Raw genomic sequence first — 19,461 nt, forward strand, 5'->3', positions numbered from 1 at the left:
TCAATGTCCGCAGAGCACCAAATACATCAGGCGAAATTGTAGCTCAATACAAAAAAGGTCAAACCATCAAGTATGACCTAGTTATTATTGATTTAAACGGATTTGTTTGGATTTCTTATATTGGTGGCAGCGGAAAGCGCAACTATGTCGCTACAGGCGCGACCAAAAACGGAGAACGTTTCGGATCTGCTTGGGGAACTTTTAAATAATATAGCTACACCCGCTCAGGAAACTGGGCGGGATTTTTTTGTTTTTATTGAATATATCGCTTGCATAAAGTTTGTACTTATATTATTCTGATTACAGATGATATACGAAATGGAGGAAGTATATGACAGCAGAAATCGCTATATTAAACAAACATGGTGTAGCTCTAGCAGCAGATAGTGCAGTTACTATTACTAATGGTAATGCTTCTAAAACATATAATGCAGCTAATAAGCTATTCTCTTTTGGTAGTGCTCATGATATAGGTTTCATGATTTATGGAGATGCTGATTACATGGGAATTCCTTGGGAGATAATTTTTAAAGAGTATAGGAGAGTAAATAAGCAAACCGTTTTTAAAACGATTGAGGATTGTGCGAATCAATTTATTGATTTTGTAAAACAACCCAAATTCAATAATCCTGAAATTGCTAAAGAACAGATACAGGCAATGATGTATCGAGCTTTAGTGACCCTTACGGAATATGCTGGTGAAGATATTAATGCTATTCAAGCACAAAGCGACAATCACGAGATTGATGACGGACAGATTGTAGATATTATAAAAGAAAAAATTGAATCAATGCGCAGAGAATGTATTGATAGGCGCTTTTTTAAATGCGATATCGAACCTGAAACTTTTTTGGGAGACTTCCAAGGCTTTTGCATTGACATACTGACTAAACATTTTAAGTTGCCATTTGAAGAATTTTTAAATGACTTTTTGACATTTATGTATGAGTTGGTTATATATAGAAATATGTTTGAAAGTATATCCGGAATTGTAATTTGTGGATATGGCGAGGATGAATTATTCCCTTCGTTAGTTTCTTATGAACTTAGTTTTTCGTATAATGAAAGGTTGAAATTAATAAAAAAAGAAGAAGTAGAGATATCTTCAGTTGGATGCACGGCTTCTATTATCCCTTTTGCACAATCTGATATGATTTTAACTATCCTAAAGGGAATGGATCCAGCTATGGAACTAGCGGTTAGCGACAAAATTAGAGAAAGTTCGTTGACCTCAGAAGAGAAAGATAGTATAATTAACTCAATAGCCGATACCCAAAAAGAAAATTTTATCGACCCTATACTAAATATAGTAGGTATGTTGTCCATTGACGAGTTGGCTAATATGGCGGCTACACTAGTTAATTTAACGTCATTCAAGCGTCACTACACCGATTCCCTTGAAACGGTGGGCGGACCGGTAGATGTTCTGGTTGTGACTAGAGGAGACGGTCCTATATGGATAAACAGAAAAGAGTATTTTGATATCAATAAAAATATTGATTATCAATTAAGAAAGAAGAGGTGTAGATTATGATGATGTATGCAAATACTTTTTTTACGATAGAACGTGATGTGAACAAAAGTGAAAAAAAGCCCGCTTTACAGAAGTCTCAACCTGCGACTACTATAAAAGACACTTACACAAGTATAACAAGGGATGACGTAGAATTAGAAATTTTAAACTTTGATAAACTTATTGTGAACACGGTGAGATAACAAATAGGTTGGTTACACTGTACCCAATCCTAAAATTTTTCATAATCTCCTGCACCAGCTGTAACGCTGGTGTTTTTTGCGTTATATTTGCTGATGTTTTAGAGGAGCTTTTTGGGGTGTTGATGGCTATTAACTTTTCGCCCAAAATTCACCCAAAAAAATTATAAAATGAGATAAAATAACATAAAAAGAAAGACGATAAACGCAGTAAAATCAGTTTATCGTCTTATTATGGTTTAGTCTAAAAACACTTGTATTGTTCTTTTGTAATCATACCTCTATTGTAACGCAAAATACCCTCTCTATCAAGAAAATAGAAAGGGGTGGGGAAATGGTTTGTTCCACTAGACGGCTGAATGTTTGAACAGCGAATAGGTAGCGTGGTGGATATAGTTAGCGACCTGGGGATTATTCATTGTATACAGGTGGATTCCTGCTACATCTTGTGTTACCAGGTCAACAATCTGGTCAATGGCATAGGCCAGACCTGCGGCTTGTAAAGATTCGGGATCGTGTTCATACTTATCTAAAATTGCTCGAAACTTCCGTGGCAAACGGATATTGTCACAGGTGTGGAACAAGCGGAGCGCCTGATTACGATTGATAATAGGCATAATCCCTGCAAATATCGGGACCTCAATGTCTGCTAGTTGGCATTTTTCCTGAAAATCGTAAAAGATATCATTGTCAAAAAAGAGTTGGGTAACAAGGCTTGAGCAACCGGCAGTCACTTTTTTCTTGAGGTGTTTAATATCTGAAATCTGATTTGGCGAATCGGGGTGACTTTCCGGATAACAGGTTCCAACAATATCAAGATGTGGGGCCTTATCTTTAATAAAGGAAATCAAATCTGTTGCATACTGAAAATCGTTCTGCGGTGCTACATCAGGAATACTATCTCCACGCAGGGCCAAAATTTTAGTGACTCCAATCTGATCAAGGGCTGTTAAGATGTTTGCTACCTGTGCTTTGGTTAGGTAAAGAGCAGGTAGGTGGGCAATAGTGGGAATTCCTAATTCGTTGTGGATATAATTCGCTAATCGGATTGTCGTTTCTTCAATGTCGAATTTGTGATTGCTTGCAGTGACGCTGATAAAGTGGGGGAGCTAAATCCTGCATATTGTGAAGAGCAGAGAGGATTTTTCATTGCCTGCAGTGGGATTTGGCGGAAATACTTCGAATGAAAGACGAGGAGGATGCACCATTGTTTTATCCTGTCTATATGAGTAGGAGAGGAGAAAACGAGGGTTCTCCTTGTCTATTGCTTGATTTTTTGACGAGCAGCTTTAGCAGCTTTTACTAAACGGCTCAGACTTTTTCGGGTTTCCTTGATACCGCGAGTTTTGAGACCGCAATCTGGATTGATCCAGACTTTATGGCTTGGGACCTTAGTGAGAATAGCTGTGATAGCGTGGTCAATCTCACGTTCAGCTGGTATGCGTGGTGAGTGAATATCGTAAACCCCAGGTCCGACCTGCGTTTGGAAGTTTTGTGCCTTTAATTCGTCTAGAATCACGAGGTTGGAGCGGCTAGCTTCAAAGGAGATAACATCTGCATCCATATTGTCAATGGCCGGGATAATATCGATAAATTCGCTGTAGCACATGTGGGTATGAATCTGTGTATCAGGTGCCACTGTTGAGTGTACCAAGCGAAAGGCTGGAATAGCCCAGTCTAGATAATCCTCGTACCAGTCGCTCTTACGCAGTGGTAGTTTCTCACGTAGCGCGGCCTCATCAATCTGGATAATCTTGATGCCAGCAGTCTCTAAATCATGCACCTCTTCTTTAATGGCAAGTGCAATCTGCAAGGTCGATTCCTTGATTGAAATATCTTCACGAGGAAAAGACCAGTTGAGAATGGTAACAGGACCAGTCAGCATGCCTTTGACGGGTTTAGCTGTTCTACTTTGGGCATAGCTGGACCATTTGACGGTAATCGGCTGCAGGCGCGTAATATCTCCCCAAATGATTGGGGGTTTCACTCCCCGCATACCGTAGGATTGAACCCAGCCATTTTTACTAAAGAGGTAGCCAGATAGGTTTTGCCCGAAGTATTCTACCATGTCATTGCGTTCAAATTCACCGTGAACGAGGACATCAAAGCCGACTTCTTCCTGCCAGTTAATCCAATCATCAATCTGTTTCGCGAGAAATTCATCGTATGCTTGGGCAGATAGTTCCCCCTGGTGGAATGCAAGTCGGCTGGCTCGAACTTCTTCTGTCTGTGGGAAAGATCCGATGCTCGTTGTTGGTAAGACTGGTAGCTTGAGGCGCTCTGCCTGTAATTTTTCACGTTCTGTAAAAATTGGAAAGCGGCTATAATCTTCTTCTCTTAAGTCTGCAATACGAGTCGCCAGTGCTGCATTTTTTCCAACTCGCTCTGCTTCAAACAAGCCCTTGTTACGTGCTAAGATATCAGCTCCACCATTTGCTAAAATTGTATCCAAGTCACAGAGTTCTGCTAGTTTTTCCACGGCAAAAGCAAAATGTTGCAGGATGCTTGTGTCCAATTCTTCATTTTCTGTTGTAAATGGCACATGTAAAAGTGAGCAAGAGGTGTTGAGGACGACACGGTCGGCAGGTACTTTTTTTAGAATGGCAAGGCTCTGTTCGTAGTTATTGCGCCAGATGTTTTTTCCATTGACAATACCTGCGTAGAGGACCTTGTCTGTTGGGAAACCTGTTGAGACAAGGTCCAGCGTCTTTTTTCCTTCAACAAAGTCAAGCCCCAAGCCATCAATTTGTAAGTTAATGAGGTCTGAATAGACATCACGCACATCTCCAAAGTAAGTTTGGACAAGGACAGACAAGCCTTTCTTATCTGCCAATAAATTGTTGTAAATTTCTAAGAAAAGTGCCCTTTCCCCAGCAGATATATCCTTGACCAAGCTCGGTTCATCTAGCTGAATGGTATCAGCACCCAGTTCTGCTAGTTTTTCAAAGATCACTTGATAGGTCGCGACAATGCTTTCTACAAAATCGGTAGCGACAGTGCCTGCTTCATAATCTGCTAATTGTAAGAATGTAAATGGACCGATAAGAACAGGGCGGGTGTGTATACCTTGTGCTTTTGCTTCTGAAAATTCGTCAAAAATCTTGTTGGAGGCAAGCCTTACCTGGGTATCTTTTTCAAATTTCGGAACGATGTAGTGGTAGTTCGTATTGAACCACTTTTTCATGGGGAGGGCTCTAACATCACCTTTTTCTCCTTGATAACCACGAGAAAGAGCAAAGTAGCATTCTAGCTCGGTCAAATCTAAGTCCCGCACTGCTTTAGGTACTACATTGAGCAAGAAAGCTGTATCAAGGACATTATCATAATGCGAGAAGTCGTTACTTGGAATCTCTGTGATCCCTGCTTTTTTGACCAAGTTCCAATGCTTGCTACGGAGATGTTTAGCTGTTTCTAGCAACTCTGCTTCATCAATTTCTCCTCTAAAGTATTTTTCAGTTGTAAATTTTAATTCACGAAATTCGCCCAGACGCGGGAAACCAATAATTGTTGAGACCATAAGATTCCTCCAAAATGTATTCTTGACACTATCCTAGCAGAAAATACGCTATTTGTATAATTGAAAATGTTTAGGGAATGGTATAGTTTTTGGAAATGGATAGCAGTTTTTATCACAGAAAATAGACTATAGAGGAGGAGAAGTTGCAGGGATTACTAGGGTTAGACAGGGTGGGGGGTAAGGAAGTAGAGCTTCTATGGCTGGATGATAAAAATTTCAAAAGAGCTGATAAAAGATTCATATTAGACACGAAAAGAAAGGAGTGATACGATAGAAAACAAAGGAACGTAAAAGAGGTGGCGCAATGAAGAAAGTGATAGTGGGAATTACGGGAAATGAAAAGGAAATGCCCTCCATTTATGGCTTGACCTATGTTGCGGTAGTGCGAGATTTGACCGAGGGAGTGACAGTAGCAGGAGGTTTGCCGATTGTGATTCCAATTGGAACACCCGATTTGGCTAAGGATTATATCGATAGGATTGATAAATTGATTCTTTCAGGTGGTCAGAATGTTAGTCCGCATTTTTATCAGGAGGAACAAGCAATTGACAGTGATGATTATTTGCTGGCGCGTGATCGGTTTGAGCTAGCTTTGATTGAGGAAGCTTTGAAACAAGGGAAGCCGATTTTTGCAGTTTGTCGAGGTATGCAGCTCTTAAATGTAGCTTTGGGTGGTAGTTTGCAGCAGGAAGTAAGGCATCATTGGCAGGAGACATTAAAAGGAACCTTTCATGGCTTGCAAATTCGTCCGAATAGTCGGGTCAGCCAGCTTTTTCATCAGGATAGTCAAATCAATTCTTTTCATAGACAAAGTATCAAACAGTTGGCTCCTGATTTGCAGGTGACGGCGCGTGATCCACGTGACGGAACTATTGAAGCAGTAGAGGGTCGAGGTGAATTATCGGTTTTAGGAGTACAGTGGCATCCGGAATTTCTATGCAGGGATTGTGAAAGCAATCGCCAGTTGTTTGACTATATTGTTCATCAGTTGTGAGATATGAGAGGGCCTTACTCGTGTTAGGTTCTACTTTCAACAGTCTTTCTAGACTGTTGAAGCAGCAAAGCCAAATAGTCGGTCGAACAGAAGCGGAACGCTTCGTCATGCTCCCTTATGCAGGAGCCAGCTAGGTTTGTCACATACAAAGTGAGCAAGCAGCTAGCAATCACTGACTTGTAGACCAGAAGTTTTTGCTATTTCGTTTTGAGATTTAGGCAGGTGGCTAGGTTCATCACCAATGAAATACAGGGAAGAGCCAGATAGCTGTCGCTCTATCTATTTTTATATCATCCTGCTGGACATTTAGCCTCTTGGGCAGGACTTTGTCCAGGTAATCATGAGAGTGCTGGTAAGAAACGAAGCACCAAGATTTGACATGGGAATACCTATTTGAAGAAATGCTTATGTCAAGCAGCTTTCGCCGCTAGGAATCCAAAAGGAAGTCCCTTAGCAGAACGATTTTATAGTCATTTCGTTTCTATTTTTATTCCTTCGTTCACTCGTCTTGCTGTACCATTGAGAAAAGTTACACTTTTCTTATCTGTCACTTGAAATAGTTATCAACTATTTCAACTACCTGCGACTCGTTGCCTAGTACTAAAAATAAACGAAACGGCTATATCAGATTCAAAGTCGGCGTGGTCCACAGAAAGCAACGATTGCCCTAGCACCTCCATTATTAAAAATAGCCTATATACTTTTGAAAGAACAAATGGCTTACTCTGAATTTTTGGCACAGAAAAAGACTACTAGAAACGAGCTAGTAGCCTAACTATAAAATTTTTTCGCTTTGATGATGTCACAGGGAGGGAATTTTGGCATTCTTTCTAGTTTTCGTATAAAAGCCCAGCTTTCTCACTTTATGAACCGAATGACATTGACGCAGTGGTTGTTTGCTTCAATGGCTATCGTGCCGTTGAAAGGTGGAAATGAACTGTTGTTCCTTTTGTTTTAAGGGAACCAGGCTAAAAAGCTCCACTGGAGCTTTTTACTGTTCCCCACTCCACATCTGACCTCTGCGACTGGTGCGAACGTGTTGGCTTCATTTCTAACCTCCAACAGTCACTACTCTGACTGTTGGAGCTATGCGAGGGGGTGGGAGTGAAACGGTCTGGAGATAGACAGTTTCAGCCCTAAGCTAGAATGCAGGAAATAAGGTAAAAACGGAACTCTTTCTCATGTGTTTTGAGTTCTTTCCCACTCCCCTTGTTTTTAAGATGAATTAGAGGGAATTGAGCCGTTACAGGACAACTGTAGGGAGATTTTATAGTCTGTTCGTTTATCTTTTACGACTTCGTTCACTCGCTTTGCCGTACTCCAGTACAGCCTGCAGCTCGTTGCCTAGTACTAAAAGTAAACGAACAGATTATAAAGTGAAAGGTAGATGTTTGGAAAAGGTCAAGGGATCTTATTTTTTTAAAAATGGGGATGGGGTATCTTGTTTCTTTAGAGGCATGCCTCTAAAGAAACAAAGGTTCGGAAAATGCAACGACATGCGTTTGCGATGATTTTTGGTAGAACTATGGTAGAAGACTACAAGTGTTCGTCTTTATAGGGATGTAGCCATCATTGCTTATAGATCAAAGACATCGTTTAGATTTTCAGCTAGGGTTGGATGAGTAAACATTTGGGTTTTAAAGTAGGTATATGGAATCTTATTATCCATCGCAACAGTAATGATATTGATGATTTCTTGAGAGCCGTCAGCAAAAATAGTTGCGCCAAGGATCTCTTTTGTTTCTGTATGAACGATTACCTTAAAAGCTCCACGTAAATGATTGTTAACGTGAGCTCGGGGCATGCTGGCTACAGGTATTTCTTTTACACTGTAGGGGAGCTTTGCTTCTTTCGCTTGCGCTTCTGTCATTCCAATTTGAGACAGGGACGGAGTAATGAAGAGAGTGCTAGGAATGTTTTTCCGACTTTCTAATGTGTAGTCTCCTGCTCCTGTTAAATAGTCATAAACAATACGAGAATCATCAAGGGAAACATAGGTAAACTGCGGTCCACCATTTACATCTCCGACGGCAAAGACACCTGGAACACTTGTTTCACAATGTTTATCGACTTGAATTGCTCCACGTTCAGACAACTGAATGGTGGTGTTTTCTAATTGCAATGGTGTAACATTAGGTTTTCGTCCTGTTGCATAGAGTAGGGCATCAAAATAATAGGTTTCACCTTCAGTGACAACAACAACCTTATTATCTTCATTTTTTATTTCAGTTGTTCGAATATTTTGCAGAAGCGTAATGCCGTCTTCGCTTAGATATTGTTTTGCTAAGTGGGCGATAGAAGGTTCTACGCGTGGCAAGAAAACGTCGAGTGCATCAAGGACAGTAACCTTGCTACCTAATCTATTATAAAGACTGGCAAATTCTAAGCCAATATTCCCACCACCTAAGATACCTAAAGTTTTTGGTAATTCGCTTAACTGTTGAATTTCTGTCGAATCATAAACATGTTCGCTGGTTGTTAAACCTGGAATTGGAAGGATATTGGAAGTTGCTCCTGTGTTGATAATGATGATTTCTGCAGTAATCTCTTGTCTACTATCTCCTGCGACCATTTCAAGCACCTTGTTTGAAAGGAAATGCGCTTCTGCATCGAAAATATCTACACCTTTGTCTTTAAGAGTCACATAATTTTTTTTATTTAAGCGCCCGACAATAAGATCTTTTTGTGTAAATACTTCGTCAAAACTAAGGTTATGTTCTGCAGCTACAAGTAGCGTTTTAGTTGGGATACAGCCGATATTGATGCAGGTCCCACCGTACATGGACTGACTACGCTCGATAAGAGCAACTTTTTTTCCTGCGTTAGCGAATTTAGCCGCTAATGTCTTTCCTGCCTTGCCAAAACCAATGACAACCATGTCGTAATGTAACATATAGATTCCTCCGTTTTTTATTACCTGCATTATATCACTTCTCATTAAAAAATACAGATTTTTGCTACGGAGTAGATCGATTGTTGAAGTGATTCAATCTGCCACAGAATCGGTCGTTGTATTCGTCCATTTTGCCAATGATTTATTTGTCAAATTTATCATTGAAATTCAGGTGTTGATTGTTATAGATTCCTGACAATCTATAATCGGATAGCTAGGTGGAAACTAGCTTATTTGTTAAGCAAATCATAAAGAGAATGTAAAATAGAAAATAATTGACAGAAAATATAACATAGAATGTCACATTTTCAAAATATTCCGAATGGAATTTTAGCGATAGATATTGACAGATTTGAAAGGGAGGGGGTAGAATGAAAGGGAATATAAAAATGATTACAAGGAGAAATGCATGTTTCCAAAAAGCAAACAAACATTTTCAATCCGGAAGTTCTCGGTAGGTATTTGCTCGGTCCTTCTTGCTAGCACTCTCTTGGGGACGGTGTCTCCAATTAGGCAGGCTGTGTTTGGCGGTGAGATAATTGTTCATGCTGATGAAGCAACAGAACTCACTATCACAGAGTCAAGTGTAGGGATTGGTCTAGAGAACCTTACAGTGACTGTGACAGCGACATCTGGAGCTACTTTTACTGTCAAAGTAGCTGGTCAAACCCATACGTTGACAGAAACGCCAAAAGGTGATGGGACATCTACGTATGAGTTGACTACTGCGCTTAATCGGACTACTTTTATTCAGGCAGTTGAGTTAAGCTATAACTTTAATGGTAAAGAAGGCCAAGCGACCTTTGATGAATATGTCAATTTGCAAGAAAAACTAGCAAGTGGTGCACAAAAGCGTATCACAAAGACAAACTCTAATCCATTGACGGAAGAAGAAATTGCCCAAATCAAGCAAAATATTGCAAGTATGTATGCTGAAGCTGGCTATCCTATTTCTGATTTAGCAGCTATCGGAGTAGATGTGGCAAATGACAGAGTAACGGTCCAGACTAGCTTTGAGACAGATACGTTTTGGAATCTTTCCAAAGGGTATACAGGTGTTTATAGATTGAGGAACTTTATTCAGTATCAGAGCAATGTTCTTCAAAAGAGAACTGTTAAGCTTTCCAATATCCGTATAGGTGGTGCCTTTTATGCTCCAAGAGGTGGAAGAGCGACTCTCGCTTACGGTGATCAAGTGTTCCCGATGCAGTTTATATTTGGCAACTATACATTGATTGACCGTAAAGTCGATAAAATGATTAGGGATACAACTGTAACCTTTAATTTGAAAAAACAGGATGGGACGACTGAAACTAGAATAGTTGATGTGACGGACGGCGATGCGAATCGTGTACCGATGCATGTCCAAGCCGAGGATTTCTTCAAAGCAAATCCGATTAAGAAATTATCTGTAGCAGATAAGGCTGCTCCTTTGACAGAGGAACAAAAAGAAGCAATTAGAGAAAATATTCAGAAAGCAGTAGATGCTTCACCATTCAAAGATGAAGTCACGCAACTAGTTACGGTTGACAACGGTTTTATTCTTAACTTTAAGAATCAGGTCTTATCAGATGGCACAATTGTATCTTACGACTATTATATTTCTGCTTCTGACCTAACCCAAATGACTGCTCGAGTGACAGGTAAAGTTAAGGTTTGGGATAACGCTGATGCACGTCAATTTAGTACAGGTTTGTTGACAAATTCACAAGGATCAATTCCAAATGGACAAACTGAGTTACGAGGTTACACCAGTGTTCCAGTGAGATTGCTAGATGCGTCAGGAAATGTACTCCAAGAGGTCAACTCAGGTGTCAATGGTACAATGGGCGATTTCTCCTTTGATGAAGTTGAAGACGGTACCTATTACATCGAAATTGGCAAAACAAATGCTAGCGGTGTCCCACATGAGGTACTGGATCTGCCAGCCTTGCAAGAATTTGGGATACCTTTCCAAAATGCTAATCGCTCAAAAGCTATCACGGTTGAAAATGGTCAGGTAACCCTTAAAGATCAAGTAGAAATCGATCAGTATGGAAATCCTTCGACGGATGACGCAGGCAATACAACACCAATTCATACAGTGTTATTTGCGGTTGTTCGTCAGCCTTACGCTTTAAGACTGCATACAGATGCCGGGTCCTTTGTATTGAATGGTGCAGATGGAAGTCTATTAGACTTTGGCGAAACGCTAACGTTATTTGAAGGTGGCTTGGGCTACTTTGAGCAAGAAGGAAATAGATTTGCAAGTTTACACGGCGTCCTTTTCAATGATAAGCCAAATAATTTGATCAATGCTTTGCCAGAGCCTGCGTTGAGCGATGCAGACAAAGCCTATGGTTATCAGTTTGTTGGTTGGCGTATTGATGATGCCATGAAGGAAAAATACCCTGAATTGGATGGTCAATTATTTACGACAGAGGAAGTCTTGGATATTACCGCAAAAGGTGATATTGATTTGAGAGCCACATTTGCTGTGCCAAGGCATACAGTGACCTTTGCGACAGACATAGATAAAGGATTGATTCGTAATGGTGCAAGTGTATCGGTTGAGGTGGAAGGAAATACGACAAAAATTTCTGCTATTGCCAATAACACCTTGCCAGAGCCTGTTGCCAAAGAGGGCTATGAGTTTGTCGGTTGGTTCGTTGATCCAACAGCGAATGTAGTGGACAAGGATACGATTTTGAACACCGTGGTGAATAGAGATCTTGTCTATTATGCCAAATATCGTCCAGTGGCACAGGAAGTAACGTCAGAACCAATCATCAATCCGGTTATCGAAAATAATACAACTGTAACAGGTGTAGGAGTTGCTGGTGCAACGGTAACAGTGACTTTCCCAGACGGTAGCACAGTAGATGTTGTCGTTGGAAAAGACGGTACCTGGTCTGTTCCTGCTCCTGCCCCGCTCACACTCGGTCAAGTAGTTTCTGCCAAACAGCTAGAAGAAGGGAAAGCGTCAAGTGTTTCAGTAGATGCGACGGTTGTTCCTAAAGCAGCAGAGGTCTCAGCGAATCCGATAATTGATGCTATGTTTGTGGGGAATGTAGCAGTTACTGGTAAGGGTGTTCCGGGCGCAGCGGTTATTGTAACCTTCAAAGATAGGACGCAAGTTACAACAACAGTTGGAACTGATGGTACATGGGCTGTCCAAGTCCCAGCAACAGCGACACTTGTAAAGGGTGATCATGTTTCTGTCACACAGATTGAACCAGACAAGAACGTTAGCTCAGCCGTTGATGGAACTGTTCTTGCACCAAACGAAAAGGGTGACAAAGGCGATAAGGGCGACAAGGGTGATAAAGAAGAGAGCAAGGATAGTGATGAGCATGTAAGTAGCAATGGTGGAAACACTGGCTCAACCACCGTCAAAGCTAAAACGGTTCTTCCTAAAACAGGGACAGACCGCTCATATCTTGCAGCTGCAGGCTTGATGACTCTCAGTGGCTTGCTTGCCTATGGATTCTTTAGCAAGAAAAAATCAAAAAGCGAAAACTAAAAAATGTCTTCCACCTTGCTTCTATCTCCGCCTAAAGAGATAGAAATAAGAACTGTGAAAGGGAGTGGGAAAGAACTCGACAGGTCAACATACCTTATTTCCTGCATTCTAGCTTCGGGCTGAAATGCTCTATTTCAAGACCGTTTCACTCCCATCCCCGCATAGCTCCAACAGTCAGAAATAGTGACTGTTGGAGGTTGGAAATGAAGCCAACGAGTTCGCATCAGTCGTAGAGGTCAGATGTGGAATGGGAAACACCAACAAATACGAGTAAAAAGCTCCAGTGGAGCTTTTTAGCCTGCTCCCTGAAAAAAGAGCAGCAGTTCATTTCCCACCTTCAACGGCATGATAGCCATTGAAGTCATCAACCACTGCATTAACGTCATTTGGTTCATAAAGTTAGAAAGCTGGGATTTTTCCCGGCCTCTTTTTTATATAGATATAGTCTTTAGTACTAGGCAAGGAGCTGCAGGCTGTACTAGAGTACAGCAAAGCGAGTGAACGAAGTAATAACAGAAAAACGAAAGGACTGTAAAAGGTTGTCAGGTACTATAAGGCTAGTTTTTGGGTTACTACTTCTTCCGTTTTGTATAAGCTGCATGTTGAAAATAGGGTATAGCCTACGGCTATACATTTTACAAAAACTATATAAAAAATTTTTAAGAGTCACATAAGATTTATATATTGGTCAAATGTTTGCTCCTGTGATAAGCTATGTATAGTTTATAGATGAAGGAGTAAGACATTATGAAATTGAAAAAACTAGTTGGTTTAGCAACTGTTGCAGTTGCCTCATTTGCAGCCTTGGTAGCATGTGGTTCAGAGGTAGAAACATCAGACAAGGTTCTCCATGTCGGCGTGATGAGTTTGAGCGATTCGGAAGAAGCGCGGTGGAATAAGGTTCAAGAGCTTCTTGGTGATAAGGTGAAATTAGAGTTCACTCAATTTACAGACTATTCACAACCAAATAAGGCAGTTGCTGAGGGGGAAGTAGACATTAATGCTTTCCAACACTACAATTTCTTGGAAAATTGGAATAAGGAAAATGGAGAAGACTTGGTAGCAGTCGCTGATACCTACATCGCTCCGATTCGCCTATATTCTGGTACAGCCGACGGTAAAAATAAATATAAATCTGTCGATGAAATACCAGACGGAGCTGAAATTGCAGTACCAAATGACCCGACAAATGAAAGCCGAGCCCTCTATCTTCTTCAATCAGCAGGGTTGGTTCAACTGGATGTATCTGGTACAGAATTAGCAACGATTGTCAATATCAAAGAAAACCCTAAAAAGTTGAAAGTAACAGAGTTGGACGCGAGTCAAACAGCGAGTTCACTTCCATCCGTTGCAGCAGCGGTTGTCAACAATACCTTTGTACTTGAAGCAGGTCTGGATTATAAAAATGTTCTTTATAAAGAACAAAAAGATGAAAATTCACACCAATGGTACAACTTGATTGCAGCTAAGAGTGATTGGGAAACATCACCGAAAGCGGATGCGATTAAAGAATTGGTGAAAGCATTCCATACAGATGAAGTGAAAAAGGTTGTTGAAGAGTCTTCTGACGGTATGGACGAACCGCTTTGGTAAAAATACAAAATGCTGTGGTTTTCCCCATAGCATTTTACATTCATGCTCTTAGAAAATCAATATGATCTACTTTATCTTGCTGAATGACTGAGAAACCAATCCATTTTTCTTGTCTGATGCTGGGAGTGGATGCATTCATTGTGATTTAGCAGTCTTGATTTCTAGGTTTGAGCTAAGCCAGTTCACTGGCTGTAGGTAGGCTTTCTAGTTTCTAGGCTCGGTGTGAACTCATCCACAGGATTTTCCTCACTTTCTAGTTTTTAGGCTCAGGGTACACCAATCCACTGGATTCGTTTACATCTCCAGCCCTTGAGATAGGTCAAACTGTTCATATTTATCATATTTTATGGGAGTGGTGCTTTTGTTCTAGCCTTTTCCTTGCGGTTTTGCAGATAGTCTGATTTTGATGTTCTCTGAGTATAAAAAATAGTTGATGACAGCAAGCATGGTATAATGAGAACTGGTATAGTTGGTCACGTTTCTAGTTATTCAGCTTCTATTTGCTAGGATATCAACTCGTCTTGTCTAACTTCAATTATAGCTGGACTCGTTGTTTAGTAGGAAATGAAAATGGAAAGACTATCTGTCAGGATTGATCTAAAAGGAGAAACAATGTCAAGACAAGCAGAACAAATTAGAAAATTTGAAGAGGATAGGCTGATACAAGCTTATTTTGAAAAGCTGAAGGTGTTGATTGGCAAGAAATCAATTTTTGCGCAGCAGATTGGGCTTTTGGATGTGGCAACTTATTTGACAGAAATTTTTGAGGAAGCAGGGGCTGAGGTGATTTTGGACGATAGCTATGCAGCCCCCTTTGTTATGGCAACCTTTATCAGTCCTGTACCAGATGCTAAGACCATCATTTTCTATCATCATTATGATACGGTGCCAGCTGACGATGATCAGATTTGGACGGGTCAGCCTTTTGAAGTCAGCATACGAGACGGCTATATCTATGGCAGAGGAGTAGATGATGACAAGGGGCATATCATAGCCCGTCTGTCGGCTGTTCAAAAATACCAAGCTGTACACGAGTTTTTACCAGTCAACATCATTTTTATCATTGAAGGTGCTGAAGAATCGGCATCGGTTGATTTGGATAAATACTTGAAAAAATACCAGGCTCGCTTGACTGGAGCTGATTTGCTCGTCTGGGAGCAAGGGGCGCGAAATGTTTTGGGGCAATTAGAAATTGCAGGTGGTAATAAGGGGATTGTGACCTTTGATATGGCAGTCAAGAGTGCGGACTTGGATATTCATTCTTCATATGGTGGGGTTATTGATTCGGCTAGTTGGTATCTCATGGCCGCTCTGCAGTCTATGAGAGATCGAGACGGATGTATCTTGGTAGATGGCATTTATGAGAAGATACAAGAGCCAAACGAACGTGAGTTGGCCTTAGTTGAAGAGTTTGCGTTGATAACAAGTAAGTCGGTTACAGATCTGTATGGCTTGACTTTGCCGCCCTTAGTTGCAGATAGAAAAACGTTTCTAAAGCGTCTCTTCTTTGAGCCATCTCTAACGATTGAGGGCTTTTCTACAGGTTATCTAGGTCAAGGAGTGAAAACCATTATTCCTGCTCAAGCTACCGCTAAATTGGAAGTGCGCCTAGTACCAGGTTTAGAGCCACACGATGTCTTGGACAAGATTCGCAAACACTTGGTTACATACGGTTTTGAAAAGGTCGAAGTAACCTTTACCCTAGGGGAAATGAGCTATCGTAGTGACATGTCTGAACCAGCTATTATCAATGTCATTGAGCTTGCAAAACGCTTGACCCCAGAGGGAGTGGCAGTGCTTCCGACCTCGCCTGGGACGGGGCCAATGCACACGGTCTTTCATGCTCTAGGTGTTCCGATTGCAGGATTTGGACTTGGAAATGCGAACAGTAGAGACCATGCAGGAGATGAAAATGTTAGCATTGCAGATTATTACAGCCATATCGAATTAGTAGAGGAGTTAATTGCAAGTTATGAGTAAGGAAATTATTACACTAGACCATATCAATGTAATCTTTCATCAGAACAAACGCATTATTGAAGCGGTAAAGGATGTCACGATTCATATTGAGCAAGGCGATATCTATGGGATTGTTGGTTATTCGGGAGCTGGTAAATCAACCTTGGTTCGGGTGATTAACCTCTTACAGAGACCAACTACTGGTCGTATTTGCATCAACGATGATGTGATTTTTGAGGCCAGTAATGTTACCCTAAATGCCCCTCAACTGCGGAGCAAACGTCGTGAAATTGGAATGATTTTCCAACATTTTAACCTCATGTCCCAGATGACAGCTGCTGAAAATGTTGGTTTTGCTTTAAAACATTCTGGCTTATCTAAAGAAGAAAAGAGAGCTAAAGTGGCAAAACTTTTGGACTTGGTTGGCTTAGCAGACCGTGCAGAAAATTATCCCTCCCAACTATCTGGTGGACAAAAGCAACGTGTGGCTATTGCGCGCGCGCTTGCTAATGATCCCAAAATATTGATTTCTGATGAGTCAACATCTGCCCTGGATCCTAAAACTACCAAGCAAATCCTGGCTCTTTTGCAGGAATTGAATGAAAAATTGGGTTTGACCATCGTCATGATTACTCATGAGATGCAGATTGTTAAGGATATTTGTAACCGCGTAGCGGTCATGCAGGATGGACGATTGATTGAAGAGGGATCTGTTTTGGAGATTTTTACACATCCCACAGAAGCACTGACGCAGGATTTTATCAAAACAGCAACAGGAATTGATGAAGCCTTGGTTAAGATTTATCAACAGGATATTGTCAAACATCTGCCAGAAGATAGTCTCTTGGTTCAGTTTAAATACGCTGGTTCTGCGACAGACACGGCTATTATCAATGATTTGTACAAGACTTATCATGTATCGGCTAACATCTTGTATGGTAATATTGAGATTTTAGAGCATACGCCTGTTGGGGAAATGATTTTGATCTTATCAGGACATCAGGAACAGATACGTAAGGCCTTGACAGCCGTTACTACGGCCAATGTAGAGGTGACGATTTTGAAAGGAGAAGACTAGGATGAATGACTTACTTTCGTGGATTCAGACCAACCTCCCTCATGTTTACAAGATGGGTTGGGGTGGTCAGACCGGTTGGGGAACCGCTATTTATAGTACTTTTTATATGACCTTTGTTTCCTTTGGAATCGGAGGAGCCATGGGTTTAATCTCAGGTTTATTCCTCGTTTTGACAGGACCGAGAGGGATTGCAGAAAATCGTTTCGTCTTTTGGATTTTGGATAAGGTAGCCTCTATTTTGCGTGGGATTCCCTTTATTATTTTGCTTTCTGCCATTTCGCCTGTTACAAGAGTGATTGTTGGAAAGTCAATTGGGATGAATGCGGCTCTCGTGCCACTTTCTCTCTCAGTCTATCCTTTTTTTGCCCGTCAGGTTCAAGTGGTTCTTTCAGAATTAGACGGGGGAGTGATTGAAGCTGCTCAAGCATCTGGTGCGACTTTTGCTGATTTGGTTATGGTTTATTTCCGTGAGGGTCTGCCAGACCTCATTCGGGTGACGACCTTGACTCTTATTTCCCTTGTTGGGTATACCGCCATGGCTGGTGCCATTGGGGCAGGTGGACTGGGGCAAGTAGCACTTTCCTACGGCTATCTACGCTCAAATGACGATGTCACTTTCCTTGCCACTTTCCTCATCTTAATATTTATCTTTATCATCCAATTTGTCGGAGACCTTATTACTCGAAAAATAAGTCATAAATAAGATACAAGGGCGTTTAAAATTCGTAGGAAAATAGGAAATTGGCGCCGTGTCGCAGGACACAAGGCAATTTATCTTTTTCACACAGTGCTTAGTCCGAGTTCAATTACATTAAGATACGAGGACGTTAAAAGCACAAAGTGAAAATAGGAAATACGACGCAGAAGCACCTGCTTCTAGGCGTAATTATCTTTTTCACATAGTGTTTAGTCCGAGTTCAATTATACAAGATACGAGAGCGTGAAAAGCATAAAGTGTACCCAAAGGGCATCCATATCTGTAACCAAGCATAACCTGTAACAGATATGGCCAACTAGAAAATCTGACGAGTAAAAAAACTCCAGTGGAGGTTTTCAGCCTACTTCCTAGGGAGCATTTGCTCCGCAGCCGTCTATTTCCCTGCCATACCTTTGGAGCTAGGAAGATTTATACCTAAAGGTAGCCACACCTGTAAGCAACTAAAGTTGCAACAGTTGCGTCTCTTTTTCACACAGTGCTTAGTCCGAGTTCAATTATACAAGATACGAGAGCGTGAAAAGCATAAAGTGTACCCAAAGGGCATCCATATCTGTAACCAAGCATAACCTGTAACAGATATGGCAAACTAGAAAATCTGACGAGTAAAAAAACTCCAGTGGAGGTTTTCAGCCTACTTCCTAGGGAGCATTTGCTCCGCAGCCGTTTATTTCCCTGCCATACCTTTGGAGCTAGGAAGATTTATACCTAAAGGTAGCCACACCTGTAAGCAACTAAAGTTGCAACAGTTGCATTTCTTTTTTACATAGCTCGTAGGCTGTGTCCAATTAAACCAAGATACCAAGCCCGTAAAACTCAAGGTAAAAATAGGCGGCCGAACAGAAGTTGCTGGCAACTTCGTTTTGAGACCCCGACGAGGATAGCTAGGCTAGTCCCAAACGAACGTGCAGGGACTTGCCAGATATCTACCGTCAAGCGACCGAACAGCAGTAGCTTGCAGCCCCCGACGAGGCTAGCTAGGCTCGTCGCAAACGAAAGTGCAGGGACTTGCCAGCTAGCTATTGCTAAACAATCAAAGCAGGTTGGCTCGCAACCAGTGAGATTTGCTCTCAAGGAGAACCACCGCTGTAAGCCGTTAAAACTAAATATCTGCTCCGAGCTATTGCTTATGTCCAGGTCGTTGTCTTGATGAACATCTGGACGTTTACGGAGGGAGATAGGGTAGCTATCAACAGGTAGATATAATGCAGCTGGAGACGGATAAGAGGAGCTAGAAAGTTATAAATCCCTATGAATTTTTAATAGACAGCAAGGGAATTTTTTGCTATACTATCATGTAGGAAAGAGGGTCGCTCTGGATACAGCCTTTAGCGAGTTTGGGAATGGTGGAAGCCAGACAGGAGTAGGAGTGATTGGCGCTTTCGGCATCATTTTTAAGAATGAAATGAAGTAATAAATTAGGGTGGAACCGCGTTTCAACGCCCCTATGGAAACATAGGTGTGTTGGCGCGTTTTTTGATAGGGTTAGACAGTTTT

Annotated in this window: 11 protein-coding genes and 2 pseudogenes; 10 read left to right on the plus strand and 3 right to left on the minus strand. The window is 41.2% G+C overall.

The features are described 5' to 3' along the window. Together E4T79_RS06625 and E4T79_RS06630 are read left to right on the plus strand one after the other, a co-directional pair. Positions 1-209, plus strand: a 209-nt coding sequence (locus E4T79_RS06625) for an SH3 domain-containing protein (RefSeq protein ID WP_194183746.1), incomplete at its 5' end; no start/stop codon positions are given. A gap of 122 nt (positions 210-331) precedes the next feature. After that, complete coding sequence (locus E4T79_RS06630) at positions 332-1,534, plus strand: hypothetical protein (RefSeq protein WP_076996053.1); 1,203 nt, start codon at positions 332-334, stop codon at positions 1,532-1,534. Between the two features lie 526 nt (positions 1,535-2,060). Here the strand turns inward: E4T79_RS06630 and E4T79_RS06635 are convergent. Together E4T79_RS06635 and metE are read right to left on the minus strand one after the other, a co-directional pair. Continuing rightward, on the minus strand, positions 2,061-2,810 hold the full coding sequence (locus tag E4T79_RS06635) for a methylenetetrahydrofolate reductase (protein ID WP_135028823.1): 750 nt from the start codon (positions 2,808-2,810) through the stop codon (positions 2,061-2,063). A 164-nt stretch (positions 2,811-2,974) separates the two neighbouring features. Continuing rightward, complete coding sequence (gene metE, locus E4T79_RS06640) at positions 2,975-5,230, minus strand: 5-methyltetrahydropteroyltriglutamate--homocysteine S-methyltransferase (RefSeq protein WP_135028825.1); 2,256 nt, start codon at positions 5,228-5,230, stop codon at positions 2,975-2,977. Between the two features lie 304 nt (positions 5,231-5,534). Here metE and E4T79_RS06645 point away from each other — a divergent pair, with 304 nt between their 5' ends. The 3 genes and pseudogenes from E4T79_RS06645 to E4T79_RS11320 form a co-directional block, all read left to right on the plus strand. Next, a complete protein-coding gene (locus E4T79_RS06645) occupies positions 5,535-6,224 on the plus strand; it encodes a gamma-glutamyl-gamma-aminobutyrate hydrolase family protein (RefSeq protein WP_135028827.1) in 690 nt (229 codons plus the stop codon). 297 nt (positions 6,225-6,521) lie between these two features. Next, a pseudogene (locus E4T79_RS11315) lies at positions 6,522-6,599 on the plus strand (transposase); the annotation flags it as partial. A 241-nt stretch (positions 6,600-6,840) separates the two neighbouring features. Then, positions 6,841-6,999 (plus strand): annotated as a pseudogene (locus E4T79_RS11320) (IS110 family transposase); the annotation flags it as partial. A gap of 801 nt (positions 7,000-7,800) precedes the next feature. On the opposite strand, the gene E4T79_RS06660 reads toward E4T79_RS11320, so the two are convergent. Beyond that, complete coding sequence (locus tag E4T79_RS06660) at positions 7,801-9,117, minus strand: FAD-containing oxidoreductase (RefSeq protein ID WP_135028829.1); 1,317 nt, start codon at positions 9,115-9,117, stop codon at positions 7,801-7,803. Between the two features lie 409 nt (positions 9,118-9,526). Between E4T79_RS06660 and E4T79_RS06665 the strand changes: the two genes are divergently transcribed. The 5 genes from E4T79_RS06665 to E4T79_RS06685 all read left to right on the plus strand — a co-directional run bounded on the left by E4T79_RS06665 (position 9,527) and on the right by E4T79_RS06685 (position 17,952). Next, entirely contained in the window at positions 9,527-12,619 is a 3,093-nt protein-coding gene (locus tag E4T79_RS06665; protein ID WP_135028831.1) for an Ig-like domain-containing protein, read from the plus strand. Positions 12,620-13,366: 747 nt separating this feature from the next. Beyond that, positions 13,367-14,212 (plus strand): MetQ/NlpA family ABC transporter substrate-binding protein, encoded by an 846-nt coding sequence (locus tag E4T79_RS06670; RefSeq protein WP_135028833.1) that lies wholly within the window; start codon positions 13,367-13,369, stop codon positions 14,210-14,212. Between the two features lie 612 nt (positions 14,213-14,824). Further along, positions 14,825-16,192 carry a M20/M25/M40 family metallo-hydrolase gene (locus tag E4T79_RS06675; protein WP_135028835.1) on the plus strand — a complete coding sequence of 456 codons (1,368 nt, stop codon included), beginning with the start codon at positions 14,825-14,827 and terminating at the stop codon, positions 16,190-16,192. Continuing rightward, positions 16,185-17,249, plus strand: a complete 1,065-nt coding sequence (locus tag E4T79_RS06680) for a methionine ABC transporter ATP-binding protein (RefSeq protein ID WP_135028837.1) — start codon at positions 16,185-16,187, stop codon at positions 17,247-17,249. The genes E4T79_RS06675 and E4T79_RS06680 overlap by 8 nt, the downstream gene beginning before the upstream one ends. A 1-nt stretch (position 17,250) precedes the next feature. After that, on the plus strand, positions 17,251-17,952 hold the full coding sequence (locus E4T79_RS06685) for a methionine ABC transporter permease (protein ID WP_135028839.1): 702 nt from the start codon (positions 17,251-17,253) through the stop codon (positions 17,950-17,952). Positions 17,953-19,461 lie beyond the last annotated feature (1,509 nt).

This window comes from Streptococcus sp. LYSM12 (genome assembly GCF_004569635.1).
In the GTDB taxonomy this organism is placed as follows: Bacteria; Bacillota; Bacilli; order Lactobacillales; family Streptococcaceae; genus Streptococcus.